The 15,919-nt window shown below is 58.8% G+C and carries 16 protein-coding genes; 1 reads left to right on the top strand and 15 read right to left on the bottom strand.

Annotation, left to right across the window (positions count from 1 at the left end; all coding sequences use genetic code 11):
- Window positions 1-59: 59 nt before the first annotated feature.
- The 15 genes from rnhB to rpsB form a co-directional block, all read right to left on the bottom strand.
- A complete protein-coding gene (gene rnhB, locus P3S72_RS07690) occupies window positions 60-692 on the bottom strand; it encodes a ribonuclease HII (RefSeq protein WP_017844751.1) in 633 nt (210 codons plus the stop codon).
- Entirely contained in the window at window positions 689-1,828 is a 1,140-nt protein-coding gene (gene lpxB / locus P3S72_RS07685) for a lipid-A-disaccharide synthase (RefSeq protein WP_276196854.1), read from the bottom strand. Before lpxB ends, rnhB begins: the two co-directional genes overlap by 4 nt.
- Window positions 1,829-1,830: 2 nt before the next feature.
- A complete protein-coding gene (gene lpxA, locus P3S72_RS07680) occupies window positions 1,831-2,607 on the bottom strand; it encodes an acyl-ACP--UDP-N-acetylglucosamine O-acyltransferase (RefSeq protein ID WP_247403883.1) in 777 nt (258 codons plus the stop codon).
- A complete protein-coding gene (gene fabZ / locus P3S72_RS07675) occupies window positions 2,604-3,044 on the bottom strand; it encodes a 3-hydroxyacyl-ACP dehydratase FabZ (RefSeq protein ID WP_003172281.1) in 441 nt (146 codons plus the stop codon). Before fabZ ends, lpxA begins: the two co-directional genes overlap by 4 nt.
- Before the next feature lie 110 nt (window positions 3,045-3,154).
- Window positions 3,155-4,210: a UDP-3-O-(3-hydroxymyristoyl)glucosamine N-acyltransferase gene (lpxD, locus tag P3S72_RS07670; protein ID WP_276196853.1), complete on the bottom strand. Its 1,056-nt coding sequence runs from the start codon at window positions 4,208-4,210 to the stop codon at window positions 3,155-3,157.
- A 3-nt stretch (window positions 4,211-4,213) separates the two neighbouring features.
- A complete protein-coding gene (locus P3S72_RS07665) occupies window positions 4,214-4,717 on the bottom strand; it encodes an OmpH family outer membrane protein (RefSeq protein WP_003172279.1) in 504 nt (167 codons plus the stop codon).
- A 45-nt stretch (window positions 4,718-4,762) separates the two neighbouring features.
- On the bottom strand, window positions 4,763-7,150 hold the full coding sequence (gene bamA / locus P3S72_RS07660; RefSeq protein ID WP_276196852.1) for an outer membrane protein assembly factor BamA: 2,388 nt from the start codon (window positions 7,148-7,150) through the stop codon (window positions 4,763-4,765).
- A gap of 74 nt (window positions 7,151-7,224) precedes the next feature.
- Window positions 7,225-8,577: a sigma E protease regulator RseP gene (gene rseP, locus P3S72_RS07655; protein WP_276196851.1), complete on the bottom strand. Its 1,353-nt coding sequence runs from the start codon at window positions 8,575-8,577 to the stop codon at window positions 7,225-7,227.
- Between the two features lie 53 nt (window positions 8,578-8,630).
- Complete coding sequence (gene ispC, locus P3S72_RS07650; RefSeq protein WP_276196850.1) at window positions 8,631-9,821, bottom strand: 1-deoxy-D-xylulose-5-phosphate reductoisomerase; 1,191 nt, start codon at window positions 9,819-9,821, stop codon at window positions 8,631-8,633.
- Complete coding sequence (locus P3S72_RS07645; protein WP_276196849.1) at window positions 9,818-10,624, bottom strand: phosphatidate cytidylyltransferase; 807 nt, start codon at window positions 10,622-10,624, stop codon at window positions 9,818-9,820. Before P3S72_RS07645 ends, ispC begins: the two co-directional genes overlap by 4 nt.
- Window positions 10,625-11,380: a polyprenyl diphosphate synthase gene (gene uppS, locus P3S72_RS07640; protein WP_276196848.1), complete on the bottom strand. Its 756-nt coding sequence runs from the start codon at window positions 11,378-11,380 to the stop codon at window positions 10,625-10,627.
- Window positions 11,381-11,396: 16 nt separating this feature from the next.
- Window positions 11,397-11,954 carry a ribosome recycling factor gene (frr, locus tag P3S72_RS07635; RefSeq protein WP_276196847.1) on the bottom strand — a complete coding sequence of 186 codons (558 nt, stop codon included), beginning with the start codon at window positions 11,952-11,954 and terminating at the stop codon, window positions 11,397-11,399.
- Window positions 11,951-12,694, bottom strand: a complete 744-nt coding sequence (gene pyrH, locus P3S72_RS07630) for a UMP kinase (RefSeq protein WP_095077480.1) — start codon at window positions 12,692-12,694, stop codon at window positions 11,951-11,953. The genes frr and pyrH overlap by 4 nt, the downstream gene beginning before the upstream one ends.
- A 210-nt stretch (window positions 12,695-12,904) precedes the next feature.
- The gene (gene tsf, locus P3S72_RS07625; protein ID WP_247399514.1) at window positions 12,905-13,768 is read right to left on the bottom strand and encodes a translation elongation factor Ts; all 864 of its coding nucleotides are present in this window, start codon (window positions 13,766-13,768) and stop codon (window positions 12,905-12,907) included.
- Window positions 13,769-13,959: 191 nt separating this feature from the next.
- The gene (rpsB, locus tag P3S72_RS07620; RefSeq protein ID WP_048719953.1) at window positions 13,960-14,697 is read right to left on the bottom strand and encodes a 30S ribosomal protein S2; all 738 of its coding nucleotides are present in this window, start codon (window positions 14,695-14,697) and stop codon (window positions 13,960-13,962) included.
- A 387-nt stretch (window positions 14,698-15,084) separates the two neighbouring features.
- On the opposite strand from rpsB, the gene map reads away from it, so the two are divergent.
- Window positions 15,085-15,867 (top strand): type I methionyl aminopeptidase, encoded by a 783-nt coding sequence (map, locus tag P3S72_RS07615; protein WP_017844739.1) that lies wholly within the window; start codon window positions 15,085-15,087, stop codon window positions 15,865-15,867.
- The last annotated feature ends 52 nt before the right edge of the window (window positions 15,868-15,919 follow it).

Raw genomic sequence — 15,919 nt, 5'->3', positions numbered from 1 at the left:
CGTAGAAACAACAAGGCCCGGGATTGTACCGGGCCTGGGCAAAAACATCAGCCTCGCGACTAAACCTCGCTGAGGCTCTCGCGCTGTTCGTAAGCCAGGCGCACCGGGGCGAACGAGCGACGGTGGATTGGCGTCGGGCCAAGACGGGCCAGCGCTTCCAGATGAACGGGCGTCGGGTAGCCTTTATGGCCCGCGATGCCGTAGCCCGGATAGATCAATTCGAACGCGGCCATTTCACGGTCACGGCTGACCTTGGCCAGAATCGAGGCTGCCGCGATGGCAGGCACCTTGCTATCGCCCTTGACCACCGCTTCAGCCGGCATCGCCAGTTTCGGGCAGCGGTTGCCGTCGATCATCGCCAGTTTCGGCGTGATATGCAGGCCCTCGACGGCGCGCTGCATGGCGAGCATGGTGGCGTGGAGGATATTCAGTTCGTCGATCTCTTCGACTTCGGCCCGGGCGATATGCCAGCTCAGGGCTTTTTCACAGATCTCGTCGAAGAGTTTTTCCCGACGCGCTTCGGTGAGTTTTTTCGAGTCGTTGAGACCGAGGATCGGACGGTTCGGGTCAAGAATCACCGCCGCCGTGACCACCGCGCCACAGAGCGGGCCGCGCCCGACTTCATCCACGCCGGCCACCAGTTCGTGGGCTTGCGCGACCAGGCTGAAATCCAGCCCCATTTGCGTCGTCATAGGGCGTCCTGTTTGTGGCCGATCAACGTCAGCACGGCATCGGCGGCCTGGTTTGACGCATCACGGCGCAAGGTGCGGTGGATGGCGTCAAAACCGCGAGTCTGCTCTTCGCCGCCGTCGATCAAGGGGAGTAGCGTCTGCGCCAGGGCTTCGGGCGTAGCATCGTCCTGCAACAATTCCGGCACCAACAGGCGCTCGGCCAGCAGGTTGGGCAAGGAGATGTAGGGGCTTTTAACCATGCGCTTGAGAATCCAGAAGGTCAGCGGCGCCAGGCGGTAAGCCACGACCATCGGGCGCTTGTACAGCAACGCCTCCAGGGTCGCAGTGCCCGAGGCGATCAGCACCGCATCGCAAGCCGCCAGGGCCAGGTGCGACTGACCATCGAGCAGGGTCAACGGCAGGTTGCGCCCTTGCAGCAATGTTTCGATTTGTGCGCGACGTTGCGGGCTGGAACACGGCAGTACGAAGCGCACGCCAGGCTTCAAGGCCTGCAGGCGTTCGGCGGCGTCAAAAAACAATGCGCCAAGGCGACCCACTTCGCCACCGCGACTGCCTGGCATCAGCGCGACAAGCGGGCCGTCGGGCAAGCCCAGGTCGGCACGCGCCGCAGCGCGGTCGGCGTGCAGCGGGATAGTGTCGGCCAGCGTGTGCCCGACAAACCGCACCGGCACGCCCTTCTCTTCGTAGAATCGGGCTTCGAACGGCAGCAAGGTCAGCATCAGGTCGCAACCTTCGCGGATCTTCAGCACGCGCTTCTGCCGCCACGCCCAGACCGACGGGCTGACGTAATGCACGGTCTTGATCCCAGCCTGACGCAACCTGAGTTCGATATTGAGGGTGAAATCCGGCGCGTCGATGCCGATGAAAACGTCGGGCTTTTCTTCGATCAGGGTCTGAATCAGCAACTTGCGCCGCGCCAGCAGCTCACGCAGACGACCCAGCACTTCCACCAACCCCATGACCGACAAGCGTTCCATGGGGAAGTAAGACGTGAGGCCTTCAGCCTGCATCAACGGGCCACCCACACCGATAAACTCGACCGCCGAATGCTGGGCCTTAAGCGCCCGCATCAGGCCCGCGCCCAGGATATCGCCGGAAGCTTCCCCGGCGACCAATGCGATACGCAGATTGGCCATGATCAGCGAGTGATGCCGCGAGTCGACGCCTGGACCGAGTCACGGAACACCGCGACTTCCGGGAACAATGCTGCCGGCTCGGTCAGTTCAGTCAACGCTTGCTCAACCGTCAGGCCCTGGCGGTAAACCACCTTGTAGGCGCGGCGCAGGGCGTGGATCGCGTCTTCGCTGAAACCACGACGGCGCATGCCTTCGAAGTTCATGCTGCGGGCTTCGGCAGGGTTACCGAAAACCGTGACGAACGCCGGGACATCCTTACCGATGGCAGTGCCCATGCCGGAAAAACTATGGGCGCCGATGTGGCAGTACTGATGCACCAGGGTGAAACCGGACAGGATCGCCCAATCGTCAACGTGTACATGGCCTGCCAACGCGGTGTTGTTGACCAGGATACAGTGGTTGCCGATCACGCTGTCATGGCCGATGTGCGCGTAGGCCATGACCAGGTTGTGATCACCCAGCGTGGTCTCGGCACGGTCCTGCACGGTGCCACGGTGAATGGTCACGCCTTCACGAATGATGTTGTGATCACCGATTACCAAGCGTGTTTCTTCACCCTTGTACTTCATGTCGGGGGTGTCTTCACCTACCGAGGAAAACTGGTAGATGCGATTGTGTTTGCCAATGCGGGTCGGTCCCTTGAGGATCACGTGCGGCCCGATGACAGTCCCCTCGCCGATTTCCACACCTGCGCCGACGATCGACCAAGGGCCGACCTCAACGTCGGCGGCCAGTACGGCCGACGGATCGATGATTGCGCGAGGGTCAATCAAACTCATAGTTTGCGTTCCGCGCAGATGATTTCGGCGGAGCACACTGGCTTGCCATCCACCGAGGCCTGGCATTCGAACTTCCAGATCTGGCGCTTACAACTGATGAACTTGGCTTCCAGGATCAACTGGTCACCCGGGGTGACCGGGTTGCGGAAACGCAACTTGTCGGAGCCCACGAAATAGTAAAGCGTGCCGTCGGCAGGCTTGAGGTCGAGCATTTTGAAACCAAGGATACCGGCAGCCTGGGCCATTGCTTCGATGATCAACACGCCCGGCATGATGGGATGCGCGGGAAAGTGGCCATTGAAGAACGGTTCGTTGATGCTGACATTCTTGTAGGCACGAATGCGCTTTTCCTCAACATTCAGGTCCACTACACGATCCACCAGCAGGAACGGGTAACGGTGAGGCAGGTATTCGCGAATCTCGTTGATGTCCATCATTTCGGGGGGAAGCCTGTAATAAAGATTGGGGGCGGGCGACTAAACGCACGCCCCGCTAGCAAATCAAGGAGGCAGTCTAGCGGCTGTGCACACTTGATATGGAAATGGTATCAGCCTTCTGATGAAGCATTACCGCCAGGGGTCACGTCCCCAACACGCTTTTCCAGCTGCTTGAGACGTCGAGCCATGTCGTCGATGTGTCTCAAACGCGCCGCACTCTTGCGCCATTCAGCCGCAGGCTGCATGGCGGTACCGGAAGAATAGGCACCAGGCTCGGTAATCGAGTGGGTGACCATGGTCATGCCAGTGATGAAGACGTTGTCGCAAATATCGATATGGCCCACCAGCCCTACGCCACCGGCGAGCATGCAATGCTTGCCGATCTTGGTGCTGCCGGATATGCCTACGCAGGCCGCCATGGCGGTGTGATCGCCAATCTGTACGTTGTGGGCAATCTGGATCTGGTTATCGAGCTTCACGCCATTACCGATCACGGTATCGGCCAAAGCCCCGCGATCAACAGCGGTATTGACGCCGATTTCCACATCGTCGCCGATCAATACGCCGCCGACCTGGGCAATCTTGTGCCAGACACCTTTCGAATTGGCAAAACCGAAGCCTTCCCCACCAATCACCGCGCCCGACTGAATGACCACGCGCTGCCCGATACGCACGTCGTGGTACAGGGTCACACGAGGCGCCAGCCAGCCATCGGCACCGATTTCACAGCGCGCACCAACAAAGCAGTGAGCGCCTAGGGTGACGCCGGCGGCAATGCGCGCGCCACTTTCGATCACGGCAAAAGCGCCAATGCTCGCCGCAGGGTCAACCTGGGCATCATCGGCGATGACCGCCGACGGATGGATTCCTCCAGCTGCCTTGGGTTTCGGATCGAACAGGTGGGATACCCGCGCGTAGGCGAGGTACGGATCAGGCACCACCAGCGCATCCCCGGCGTAACCCTCGGCGTCGGCAGCCTTCAGCAGCAGGGCTGCGGCTTGGCTGTCGGCCAGGTATTTACGGTATTGGGGATTTGCGAGGAAGCTCAACTGAGATGGGCCAGCCTCCTGCAAGGTGGCTAGCCCAGTGATTTCTTTCTCCGGGGAACCACGCAAGGTGGCTCCCAGGAACTCGGCCAACTCGCCGAGCTTGATAATCGCGGTCATGGCTTACTTCAGCTGGTTCATGCGCTCGATCACCTGGCGGGTGATGTCGTATTGAGGCTTGACGTCAATCACGGCGCCGCGCTCGAACACCAGGTCAAAGGCACCTTTCTTGATGACTTCTTCCACAGCGCTGTCGAGTTTCGGCTTGAGCTGCTTGAGCATTTCGCGGTCAGCAACAGCCTTGGCTTCGTTCAGCTCCTTGGACTGGAACTGGTAGTCACGGGCCTTTTGCTTGAATTCAAGCTCCAGGCGCTCGCGCTCGCCTTGCTGCATCTTGTCGCCGCCGGCTACCAGACGATCCTGGATGCCCTTGGCACTGCTTTCCAACGTTTTGAGCTTGGTCAGTTGCGGACCAAATTTCTTCTCGGCATCCACCGCGTACTTCTTGGCCGCATCGGACTCCAGCAGGGCCATCTGATAGTTCAGGACGGCGATTTTCATCTCGGCGAAGGCCGGGGTGGTTACCAGCACAGTTGCCAGCAGAACCAATTGAGTCAACTTACGCACGATGTACTCCTACAGAATCCGTTGTCGTTATCTTGGGTCAGACGCTTAGAACGTCTGGCCGAGGGAGAATTGGAAAATCTGGGTTTCAGCGTTATCCGGTTTCTTGATCGGCATGGCCAGAGCAAAGCTCAACGGACCGAGCGCAGTCACCCACGTCACGCCAACACCTACGGAGCTCGCCAGGTTGCTGAGGCTTACTTCGTTACACTGAGTATTGGACTTCACGCCAGTCGGGTTAGTGACCTGATCGCACTTGGAGTCGAATACGTTACCCACATCCCAGAAAACCGAAGTACGCAGGGACCGCTGATCTTTCACGAACGGCAGTGGGAAAAGGATCTCCGCACCGCCCTGGATCAGCACGTTACCACCGAATGGCAGCGCGCTAGTGTCCGTGTCCGCCACGGTTCCGGTGTTACCCGTCACGCCAGCGCCACGGCTAGGGGTACCACGAGGTCCCAAGGTGCTGTCCTTGAAGCCGCGGACGGAGTTGAAACCACCCGCATAGTAGTTCTCGTAGAACGGCAAGCCGCTGGTCGAACCATAACCGTCACCATAGCCCAGCTCAGTGTGCAGGCGCATGGTGTAGTTGTCGCTCAGCGGTTGGAACAACTGGCCACGGTAGTCGAGCTTGAAGAACGACAGGTCGCTGCCCGGCGTGGTGGCTTCCAGGGTCAGGCTCTGGGAGTGACCACGGGTGGCCAGTACGCCTTTGTTCAGGGTCGACTCGGACCAGCCGGCAGACGCCTTGAAGTTCAGGAACTGGTCGCCTTCACGTCGGGTGAAGTCGAAGATCTCATCCACGGTGTACACACCGGTCTTGATCTTATCCTGTTGCGCGGTCAGGCCGAAGGTCAGACGCGAGGTCTCACTGATCGGGTAACCGATGTTGACGCCCGCACCCAGGCTGTCGATCGCATAGCTCGCAACGTTAACGTCGAGGTCTTTGTAGTCGGTAGTGCGATAGAAGGCGTTGTAGCCCAGGCTCACACCGTCAGCGGTCCAGTAGGGGTCGACATAACCGAAGTTATAGCGGCTCTGGTATTGGCTGCGGGTCAGGCCGATGGAAACCTTGTTACCGGTACCGAGGAAGTTGTTCTGGGTGATCGAACCACCGAGGATCAGGCCGGCACTCTGTGCGAAACCGACGCTGGCGGTGATCGAGCCAGAGGCTTGCTCTTCGACGGCGTAGTTCACGTCAACCTGATCGTCCACGCCCGGTACGGCCGGGGTTTCGACGTTGACTTCCTTGAAGAAGCCCAAGCGCTCAAGACGGGTCTTGGACTGGTCGATCAGGTAAGTAGACGCCCAGCCACCTTCCATCTGACGCATTTCACGACGCAGCACTTCGTCCGCAGACTTGGTGTTGCCACGGAAGTTGATGCGGTTCACATAGGCACGCTTGCCTGGGTCGACCACAAAGGTGATGTCCACGGTGTGGTCATCATCATGCGGGGTCGGCACGCCGTTGACGTTGGCGAAGGTATAGCCTTCGTTACCCAGGCGACGGGTGATCAGTTCGGACGTAGTGGTCATCAGCTTGCGCGAGAACACCTGGTCTTTCTGCACCAGCAGCAGGGACTTGACCTGGTCTTCAGGCACTTTCAAGTCGCCGCTGAGTTTGACGTCGCGGACCTTGTACTTCTCACCCTCGTTGACGTTGACGGTGATGTACACGTGCTTCTTGTCAGGGGTGATGGACACCTGGGTCGAAGCGATATCCATGTTGATATAGCCACGGTCCAGGTAGTAGGAACGCAGACGCTCCAGGTCACCGGAAAGTTTTTCACGGGCGTACTTGTCGTCGTTCTTGAAGAACGACAACCAGTTGGTGGTCTTGAGCTCGAACAGGCCAATCAGGTCTTCATCAGCGAACTTGGTGTTGCCCACCACGTTGATGTGCTGAATGGCCGCCACGGTGCCTTCGTTGATGTTGACCTTGAGGCCGACACGGTTACGAGGCTGCGGAACCACTTCCGTTTCCACGGTCGCGGAGTAGCGGCCCTGGGCAACGTACTGGCGTTGCAGTTCGTTACGCACACCCTCAAGGGTGGCGCGCTGGAAGATCTCGCCCTCGGCCAGGCCGGATTGCTTGAGGCCCTTCATCAGGTCTTCAGTGGAGATCGCCTTGTTACCCTCGATCTCGATACTGGCGACGGAAGGTCGCTCGACGACGGTGATGACCAGGACGTTGCCTTCGCGACCCAGTTGGATATCTTGAAAGAACCCGGTTTTGAACAGCGCACGAGTGGATTCCACCAGGCGACGGTCATCAGCCTGTTCCCCGACGTTCAACGGCAAGGCACCAAAGACGCTACCCGCGGAAACCCGCTGGAGGCCGTTGACGCGAATATCGGAGATGGTGAAGGACTCGGCGTGAACTTCGGCGATCATCAATACGGTGAGAACCGCAGTTAGCAGCAGACGTTTCATGAAGTCCTTTCTTATTCCAACTGGCAATAAACAAACTGCCGCAAAATGCGGCAGATTCGCAATTCAGCGAAGCGTTACAGTCGTCCCAGATCGTTGACCAGGGCTAACAACATCACCCCGACCACCAAACTGATACCGATCTGTATCCCCCAACCCTGCACCCGATCCGACAAGGGGCGACCACGCACCCACTCGACCAGATAAAACAACAGATGCCCCCCATCCAATACTGGAATGGGCAACAAATTCAGAACCCCAAGGCTAATACTCAGATAAGCCAGGAAATTCAGGAAATCCGCGACACCCGACTGGGCAGAAGCGCCCGCCACTTTAGCAATGGTTATCGGCCCACTCAAGTTTTTTACCGAGAGCTCGCCGAACAACATTTTCTTGAGCGACTCGAGAGTCAGCACGCTCATGGTCCAAGTGCGCTTTGCACCCTCGCCAATTGCTGCCAGCGGCCCGAAACTGATCTCACGCACCATCGATGGTGGCCACTCCGGACTTTTCACGCCAGCACCGAGGTAACCCCCGGCCGCCTTGGCCTCCCCGCGAACAGCCAGGGTCACGGGAACGTCGATTTGAGCACCATCACGCTCAACTTTCAGCACAATCTTGGTATCAGGCCGTACACGCACCAGGTCGACCACTTGCTGCCAGTCGCCCAGCGCCTGGCCATCGAGGGCCAGCAGGCGGTCACCAGTTTTCAGGCCTGCGGCCTGGGCCGGGCCTTTCGGATCGAGCTCGGCGAGCACCGGCGGCAAGGCCGGGCGCCATGGGCGAATCCCCAAGGACTTGATCGGGTCCGGCTCATCGGAACCCTTGAGCCAATGGTCGAGAGCCAGTTCACGCGGGGTCTCGGACGAGGAGTCCTGCTCGCGCACCACGACATTGACAGTGCCGCTTTCGCCCAGGCGACGCACCAACTGCAAATTGACCGCCCCCCAACCCGTGGTTGGCTCGCCATCAATGGAAACAATTTCCTGCCCGGCGACCAATCCGGCCTTCGCCGCCATGCTGTCCGCCTCAACCGCACCGATAACCGGGCGTATCTGTTCGCTGCCGAGCATGGCCAGGAACCAGAAGAACACCATGGCCAACAGGAAATTGGCGATCGGGCCGGCGGCGACAATAGCGATGCGCTGACGAACGGTCTTACGATTGAAGGACTGGTCCAGTTGATCCGCCGGCACTTCGCCTTCGCGCTCATCGAGCATCTTGACGTAGCCGCCCAAGGGAATGGCAGCGATCACGAACTCGGTGCCGCGGCGGTCGTGCCAACGCAGCAACGGCATGCCGAAACCGACGGAAAAGCGCAGTACCTTGACGCCGCAACGACGCGCCACCCAGAAGTGGCCGAATTCGTGGAAGGTAACCAGCACACCCAGAGCAACCAGGGTGCCGACAATCATGTAAAGCGCACTCATCTAATTTCTCCGCATTCCAATCCAGTGCCTGAAGACGCAAACGCGCCCACAGACTAACGCGCGTTGCGGCCCAACCATTGCTCGGCCAGGACGCGGGCCTTGGCATCCGCCTCGAACACTGCCCCCAGATCATTCACAGCCACTACGGGCTCAAGACTCAGAACATCCTCGATGATACTCGCGATCTGCGGAAAGCGGATGCGCTGTGCGAGAAACGCTGCCACAGCCACTTCGTTAGCCGCATTGAGCATCGCCGGCGCACTGTTACCCGCCTCCGCGGCCTGTCGCGCCAAACGCAGGCACGGAAAGCGTTGCTCGTCCGGCGCCTCGAAGTCCAGGCGAGCAATAGCGAACAGGTCCAGCGGTGCAACACCGGAGTCAATCCGCTCAGGCCAGGCCAGGGCATTGGCGATCGGCGTGCGCATATCGGGGTTACCCAACTGCGCCAGTACCGAGCCATCCACATAGTCGACCAGGGAATGAATCACACTTTGCGGGTGAATCACCACCTCGACCTGATCAGGCCGCGCATCGAACAACCAGCAGGCTTCGATCAACTCCAGGCCCTTGTTCATCATGCTGGCCGAATCCACGGAGATCTTGCGCCCCATGGACCAGTTCGGATGAGCGCACGCCTGATCCGGAGACACATGCTCCAAGTCCGCCAACGGAGTTTTACGGAAAGGCCCACCGGACGCTGTCAGCAAAATCCGGCGCACGCCGACCTGGCTCAAGCCACGGGCAAAATCACCGGGCATACACTGGAAAATCGCGTTGTGCTCGCTGTCGAGCGGCAGCAATACCGCGCCACTCTTGCGCACAGCCTGCATAAAGAGCGTGCCGGACATGACCAGCGCTTCTTTATTGGCCAGCAGGATTTTCTTGCCTGCATCGACAGCGGCCAGGGTCGGGCGCAAGCCAGCGGCCCCGACAATGGCCGCCACCACAGCGTCCACCTCGGCATCGGCCGACACCTGGCACAAGCCCTGCTCGCCTACCAGCACCTGAGTGGCAAGGCCAGCGGCGCGCAGGTCATCCTGCAAGCCCCGAGCAGCAACGGCCCCAGGCACTACAGCAAAACGCGGCGCATGGCGCACGCACAGCGCCAGCAGCTCAGTCAGGCGAGAGAAACCGGTCAATGCGAAGACTTGATAGCGTTCCGGATGGCGAGCGATTACATCCAGGGCGCTTAACCCTACCGAGCCGGTCGCACCCAGCACGGTGACCTGCTGCAGGCGGCTCACGACGCAGCCATCCACAACAGCACGGCAAAAATCGGGATCGCAGCGGTCAGACTGTCGATACGGTCCAGCACGCCGCCATGGCCCGGCAACAGATTACTGCTGTCCTTGATTCCGGCCTGGCGCTTGAACATGCTCTCGGTGAGGTCGCCCACGACCGAGATAAACACGACGATGGCCGTCCCCAGCAAGGCCAGGCACAGCTCTTTCACCGACCAGTCACGCACAACCCCGACCACGAGCGTGATCACCAAGGTCAAGGCCAGGCCGCCGTATACGCCCTCCCAGCTCTTTCCCGGACTGACCGCAGGCGCCAGCTTGCGCTTGCCCAAAGCACGACCGGAGAAGTAGGCACCAATATCGGCGCCCCAGACCAACACCATCACCGCCAGGATCAACTCATTACCGATCGGGAAGCGCTTGATTTCCACCAGCCCTTGCCAGGCCGGCAGCAGAATCAACAAACCGATCACCAGCTTGCAGGCAACGCTGGACCACTGGCTACTGGTACGCGGATAGGTCAGCACCAGGAAGGTCGCCAACGCCCACCACAACACCGCTGCGCCCAACACCCAAGGAGCGAGATCCGGGAGGATGTACATCAGAAACAGCAACAGGGCCACGATGGCGGCATACGCCACGCGCGGCAACTGGGCGCTGAAGCCCGCCAGGCGCGCCCATTCCCAGGCGCCGAGTGTTACGACCAGGCCGATGAACAGCGCAAAGCCGGAACCGTCGAGCAGGAAAAAGCCACACAAGGCAATCGGCAGCAGAATCAGTGCAGTGATGATTCGTTGTTTAAGCATTTAAACCCGGGCTCCAGCTTCGATCTGCTCGCTCGTTTTACCGAAGCGACGCTGACGGGAAGCGAAATCGGCCAGCGCGTTACGCATGGCATCGTGTTTGAAGTCCGGCCAGAACAGGTCGGAGAAATACAGCTCGGTATAGGCCAACTGCCACAACAGAAAATTACTGATGCGGTGCTCGCCACCGGTACGGATGCACAAGTCCGGCAGCGGCAGATCACCGGTGACCAGGCAGGTTTGCAACAGTTCGGGCGTGATTTCGTCCGGCCGCAGATGGCCAGCCTGCACTTCGCGGGCAAGCCGTTGCGCAGCCTGGGCGATGTCCCACTGGCCACCATAGTTGGCGGCGATCTGCAGCACAAAACGGTTACTGCCAGCAGTAATGGCCTCGGCCTCACGCATGGCCGCTTGCAGCTCCGGATGGAACCGCGAGCGATCACCAATGATGCGCAAAGTGATGTTGTTATCGTTGAGGCGCTTGGCCTCACGACGCAAGGCCCTGAAGAACAGATCCATCAAGGCACTGACTTCTTCGGCCGGACGCTGCCAGTTCTCACTGGAGAACGCGAACAAGGTCAACACTTCGACCTTGGCCTCGGCGCACACCTCAATCACTGCCCGCACTGCATCGACACCCGCTTTGTGCCCGGCGACACCGGGCAAAAAGCGTTTTTTCGCCCAGCGATTATTCCCATCCATGATGATCGCGACATGGCGCGGCACCGCGGAGGGCACAGTCTGCTTGGTCTTTTCCATGAAAGCGCCCTGACCCTTATACGGCCATCAAGTCCGCTTCTTTTTGCTTGGTGGCCGCATCGATATCAGCTTCGGCCTTGTCGGTCAGCTTCTGGATGTCGGCCGCCGCACGGCGCTCTTCGTCTTCGCTGATTTCCTTGTCCTTGACCAGCTTCTTCAGCTCGCCCAGGGCATCGCGACGGATGTTGCGCACGGCAACACGTGCATCTTCCGCTGCGCTGCGCGCCTGCTTGGTGAAGCCCTTGCGGGTTTCTTCAGTCAGGGCAGGCATGGAGATCAGCAGCAACTCGCCCAGGTTGGTCGGGTTGAGGTTCAGGCCGGCGCTCTGGATCGCCTTGTCGACCGCCGCGAGCATGTTGCGCTCAAAGGCTACGACTTGCAGGGTGCGCGAGTCTTTTACGGTGATATTGGCCACTTGGGTGATGGAGGTGTCCGTGCCGTAGTACGGCACCATCACGCTACCCAGAATGCTTGGGTGAGCCTTGCCGGTACGAATCTGACCAAATGCATGGTTCAGAGAGTCCAGGGATTTCTGCATACGCTCTTGAGCGTCTTTCTTGATTTCGTTGATCATTGTTGGCCTTCCTCGATCAGAGTCCCTTCCGCGCCGCCGTGTACGATGTTCAGCAGGGCACCGGGCTTGTTCATATTAAATACGCGCAGCGGCATCTTGTGGTCGCGGCACAGGCAAATTGCCGTCAGGTCCATCACGCCCAGCTTGCGATCCAGCACTTCATCGTAGGTCAGATGATCGAACTTCTCGGCATGCGGGTCTTTGAATGGATCTGCAGTGTAAACGCCGTCCACTTTGGTGGCTTTCAACACGACGTCCGCATCGATTTCAATCGCACGCAGGCATGCGGCCGAATCGGTAGTGAAGAACGGGTTGCCCGTACCAGCAGCGAAGATGACCACGTCTTTGGAGTTCAGGTGGCGCATGGCTTTGCGGCGATCATAGTGATCGGTCACGCCCACCATGGAAATAGCCGACATCACGATCGCCGAGATGTTGGCACGCTCCAGGGCATCGCGCATGGCCAGGGCATTCATCACAGTGGCCAGCATGCCCATGTGGTCGCCGGTGACCCGATCCATACCCGCAGCACTCAGTGCTGCACCGCGGAACAGGTTGCCACCACCAATCACCAGGCCGACCTGTACGCCGATGCCGACCAATTGGCCGACTTCCAGCGCCATGCGGTCGAGCACCTTGGGATCGATCCCGAACTCTTCCGAGCCCATCAGGGCCTCGCCGCTAAGCTTGAGTAGAATGCGTTTATAGCGAGCCTGATAACCACTGCCCTGCTGAGCCATTGCGAATCTCTCCTGCGGCGTATTTTTAAAAATTCTTGGCGAGCCGTTTACGGCTTGCGTTCACTCTAGCTGGACGCTGCTACAGCGCCATCGGAACACGGCTTTGTAAGCCAGTTCCGAGGGGAAGCCAAATAAAATCGACCTTCCCATTTGAAAAGAGGCTGCGCGCGTGAGCGGGCAGCCTCTTTCGGGCGACAGTTGAAAACTGTCTTATTGCTTGGCGGCAGCCAGCTGGGCAGCAACTTCTTCAGCGAAGTTGTCGACCGGCTTCTCGATACCGTCGCCTACCTTGTAGTAGGTGAAGGAAACGATTTCAGCACCGGCTTTCTTAGCCAGTTCGCCAACCTTGATTTCAGGGTTCTTGACGAACGCCTGCTCAACCAGGCTCGCTTCAGCCAGGAACTTGCTGATACGGCCTTTGATCATGTTTTCAACGATGTTCTCTGGCTTGCCCGCGATCTTGTCAGCGTTGAGGCTCAGGAACACGGCTTTTTCGCGCTCGATTGCGTCAGCAGACACTTCCGATGGCAGCAGGAATTCAGGGTTGCTGGCCGCTACGTGCATAGCGATGTCTTTGGCCAGTTCAACGTTGCCGCCTTTAAGGGCAACCACAACGCCGATTTTGTTGCCGTGCAGGTAACCGCCGACAACATCACCTTCAATGCGAGCCAGGCGACGGATGTTGACGTTTTCGCCAACCTTGCCGACCAGAACCAGGCGATCAGCTTCTTGAGCAGCGATCAGCGGCTCAACAGTGGTCAGCTTGTCGTCGAATGCTTTCTTGACGCTGGCAGCAACGAATGCCTTGAAGTCATCCTGCAGAGCCAGGAAGTCGGTCTGCGAGTTCACTTCCAGCAGAACAGCGACTTTACCGTCTTCAACCAGAGCGATAGCACCTTCAGCAGCTACGTTGCCTGCTTTCTTGGCAGCCTTGATGGCGCCCGAAGCACGCATGTCATCAATGGCTTTTTCGATGTCGCCGCCGGCCTTGGTCAAGGCCTTTTTGCAATCCATCATGCCTTCGCCGGTACGCTCACGCAGTTCTTTAACCAACGCTGCAGTAATCTCTGCCATTTCAAAATCCTCTTGGATAGGTTTTCAACCATTCCACCCGATCAAACGGGCGATCAATTCTTCCCGAATCTCCCTTGTAGGCCGCTGCACGTTACAGATGATGTAGCTGCGCTGCCGACAAATGGTTTTCGAGGGGGCAAAAAGGGGGCCAAGCCCCCTTTTTGCTTACTGAGTCAACGCCAGGGCGTCAATTACTCAGCTGCGGCTACCGGAGCTTCTTCAACGAACTGCTCGGTACCACCAGCAACGTGGTTGCGACCACGGATGACAGCATCAGCCATCGAACCCATGTACAACTGGATAGCGCGGATGGCGTCATCGTTGCCTGGGATGATGTAGTCAACGCCATCAGGGCTGCTGTTGGTATCGACTACGCCGATAACAGGAATGCCCAGTTTGTTGGCTTCGGTGATCGCGATGCGCTCGTGATCAACGTCGATAACGAACAGTGCGTCAGGCAGGCCGCCCATGTCCTTGATACCACCCAGGGAACGATCGAGCTTTTCCAGGTCGCGAGTGCGCATCAGCGCCTCTTTCTTGGTCAGCTTGGCGAAAGTACCGTCTTCGGCTTGCACTTCAAGGTCACGCAGACGCTTGATGGAAGCACGGATGGTTTTGAAGTTGGTCAGCATGCCGCCCAACCAGCGGTGATCGACGTACGGCGAACCGCAACGTGCTGCTTCTTCAGCAACGATCTTGCCAGCGGAACGCTTGGTGCCGACGAACAGAATCTTGTTTTTGCCCTGGGCCAGGCGCTCTACGAAAGTCAGAGCTTCGTTGAACATTGGCAGGGTTTTTTCAAGGTTGATGATGTGGATCTTGTTACGTGCGCCGAAAATGTATTTACCCATTTTCGGGTTCCAGTAACGGGTTTGGTGACCGAAGTGCACACCGGCCTTCAGCATATCGCGCATGTTGACTTGGGACATGATAGTTCCTTAATAAGTCGGGTTTGGCCTCCACGTATCCCAATGACCAACCAGCGGCATCAAGGCCTCCGGCACCCAGGTCATCGTGTCGACACGTGTGTGGATTTAAGCTCTGCGGGGTATCCCCGGAAAGCGGCGCATTTTATACCACACGAAGGGCAAAAACGAAACCCGCAATCACATTTGCCGCCAACGACTTTTGCGCAACCCTTTGAATAGCGCCACTATCACCCCACTTTATAGAGACAACCGACGGCCAGACGCTCATGATTTGCCGCCCGCGTCTGGTAGAATCAGGTTTTTTGGGGCTTGTGCGAATTCTGTAACCTTTTGCCGCACACCCGTAAACCGTATTGATTTCAGCGCCTCGCGCTAGAGAGAGCCTGTATGACTGTTACCTTGAAAACCGCCGAAGACATCGCTGGCATGCGCGTTGCCGGCAAACTGGCGGCCGACGTGCTGGAAATGATTGCCGAACACGTCAAGCCCGGCGTCACCACCGAAACACTGGACCGCATCTGCCACGACTATATAGTCGACGTGCAAAAGGCTATCCCTGCCCCGCTGAACTACAAGGGCTTCCCCAAGTCGATCTGCACCTCGATCAATCACGTGGTCTGCCACGGGATTCCAGGCGACAAGCCGCTGAAAGATGGCGACACCCTGAACATCGACGTCACGGTCATCAAAGACGGCTACCACGGTGATACCAGCCGCATGTTCCACGTCGGCACAGTGCCGGTCTGGGCCGAGCGCCTATCCCAGGTGACCCAGGAATGCATGTACAAGGCCATTGAAATCGTCAAACCCGGCTGCCGCCTGGGCGATATCGGTGAAGTGATCCAGAAGCACGCTGAAAAGAACGGCTTCTCGGTGGTTCGCGAGTTCTGCGGCCACGGCATCGGCAAGGTGTTCCACGAAGAGCCGCAGATCCTGCATTACGGCCGTGCCGGTACGGGCATGGAACTGAAAGCCGGCATGACCTTCACCATTGAGCCGATGATCAACCAGGGCAAGGCTGACACCAAGGTACTGGGCGACGGCTGGACCGCCATCACCAAGGACCGCAAGCTCTCCGCCCAGTGGGAACACACCCTGCTGGTCACCGACACCGGCTACGAAATCTTCACCCTGCGCGCGGACGACACAATCCCACGCATTTCGGCGTAACGGCTGCCCTGGTTTTCCCAAACTGTGTTGTGACTGACTGATAGCTAGAAAG

Origin of the sequence: Pseudomonas sp. D3 (assembly GCF_029320995.1) — a bacterium.
Classification (GTDB): domain Bacteria; phylum Pseudomonadota; class Gammaproteobacteria; order Pseudomonadales; family Pseudomonadaceae; genus Aquipseudomonas; species Aquipseudomonas paraveronii.
The sequence above is the reverse complement of the archived record's forward strand: the minus strand, read 5'-3'. Positions and strand labels throughout refer to the sequence as shown.

Bases quoted from the DNA above. Each gene is read 5' to 3' on its own strand.
- rnhB (WP_017844751.1), bottom strand. From the start codon at position 692: ATGACGACGCAAATGGGGCTGGATTTCAGCCTGGTCGCGCAAGCCCAC.
- lpxB (WP_276196854.1), bottom strand. From the start codon at position 1,828: ATGGCCAATCTGCGTATCGCATTGGTCGCCGGGGAAGCTTCCGGCGAT.
- lpxA (WP_247403883.1), bottom strand. From the start codon at position 2,607: ATGAGTTTGATTGACCCTCGCGCAATCATCGATCCGTCGGCCGTACTG.
- fabZ (WP_003172281.1), bottom strand. From the start codon at position 3,044: ATGATGGACATCAACGAGATTCGCGAATACCTGCCTCACCGTTACCCG.
- lpxD (WP_276196853.1), bottom strand. From the start codon at position 4,210: ATGACCGCGATTATCAAGCTCGGCGAGTTGGCCGAGTTCCTGGGAGCC.
- bamA (WP_276196852.1), bottom strand. From the start codon at position 7,150: ATGAAACGTCTGCTGCTAACTGCGGTTCTCACCGTATTGATGATCGCC.
- rseP (WP_276196851.1), bottom strand. From the start codon at position 8,577: ATGAGTGCGCTTTACATGATTGTCGGCACCCTGGTTGCTCTGGGTGTG.
- P3S72_RS07645 (WP_276196849.1), bottom strand. From the start codon at position 10,624: ATGCTTAAACAACGAATCATCACTGCACTGATTCTGCTGCCGATTGCC.
- uppS (WP_276196848.1), bottom strand. From the start codon at position 11,380: ATGGAAAAGACCAAGCAGACTGTGCCCTCCGCGGTGCCGCGCCATGTC.
- frr (WP_276196847.1), bottom strand. From the start codon at position 11,954: ATGATCAACGAAATCAAGAAAGACGCTCAAGAGCGTATGCAGAAATCC.
- pyrH (WP_095077480.1), bottom strand. From the start codon at position 12,694: ATGGCTCAGCAGGGCAGTGGTTATCAGGCTCGCTATAAACGCATTCTA.
- tsf (WP_247399514.1), bottom strand. From the start codon at position 13,768: ATGGCAGAGATTACTGCAGCGTTGGTTAAAGAACTGCGTGAGCGTACC.
- rpsB (WP_048719953.1), bottom strand. From the start codon at position 14,697: ATGTCCCAAGTCAACATGCGCGATATGCTGAAGGCCGGTGTGCACTTC.
- map (WP_017844739.1), top strand. From the start codon at position 15,085: ATGACTGTTACCTTGAAAACCGCCGAAGACATCGCTGGCATGCGCGTT.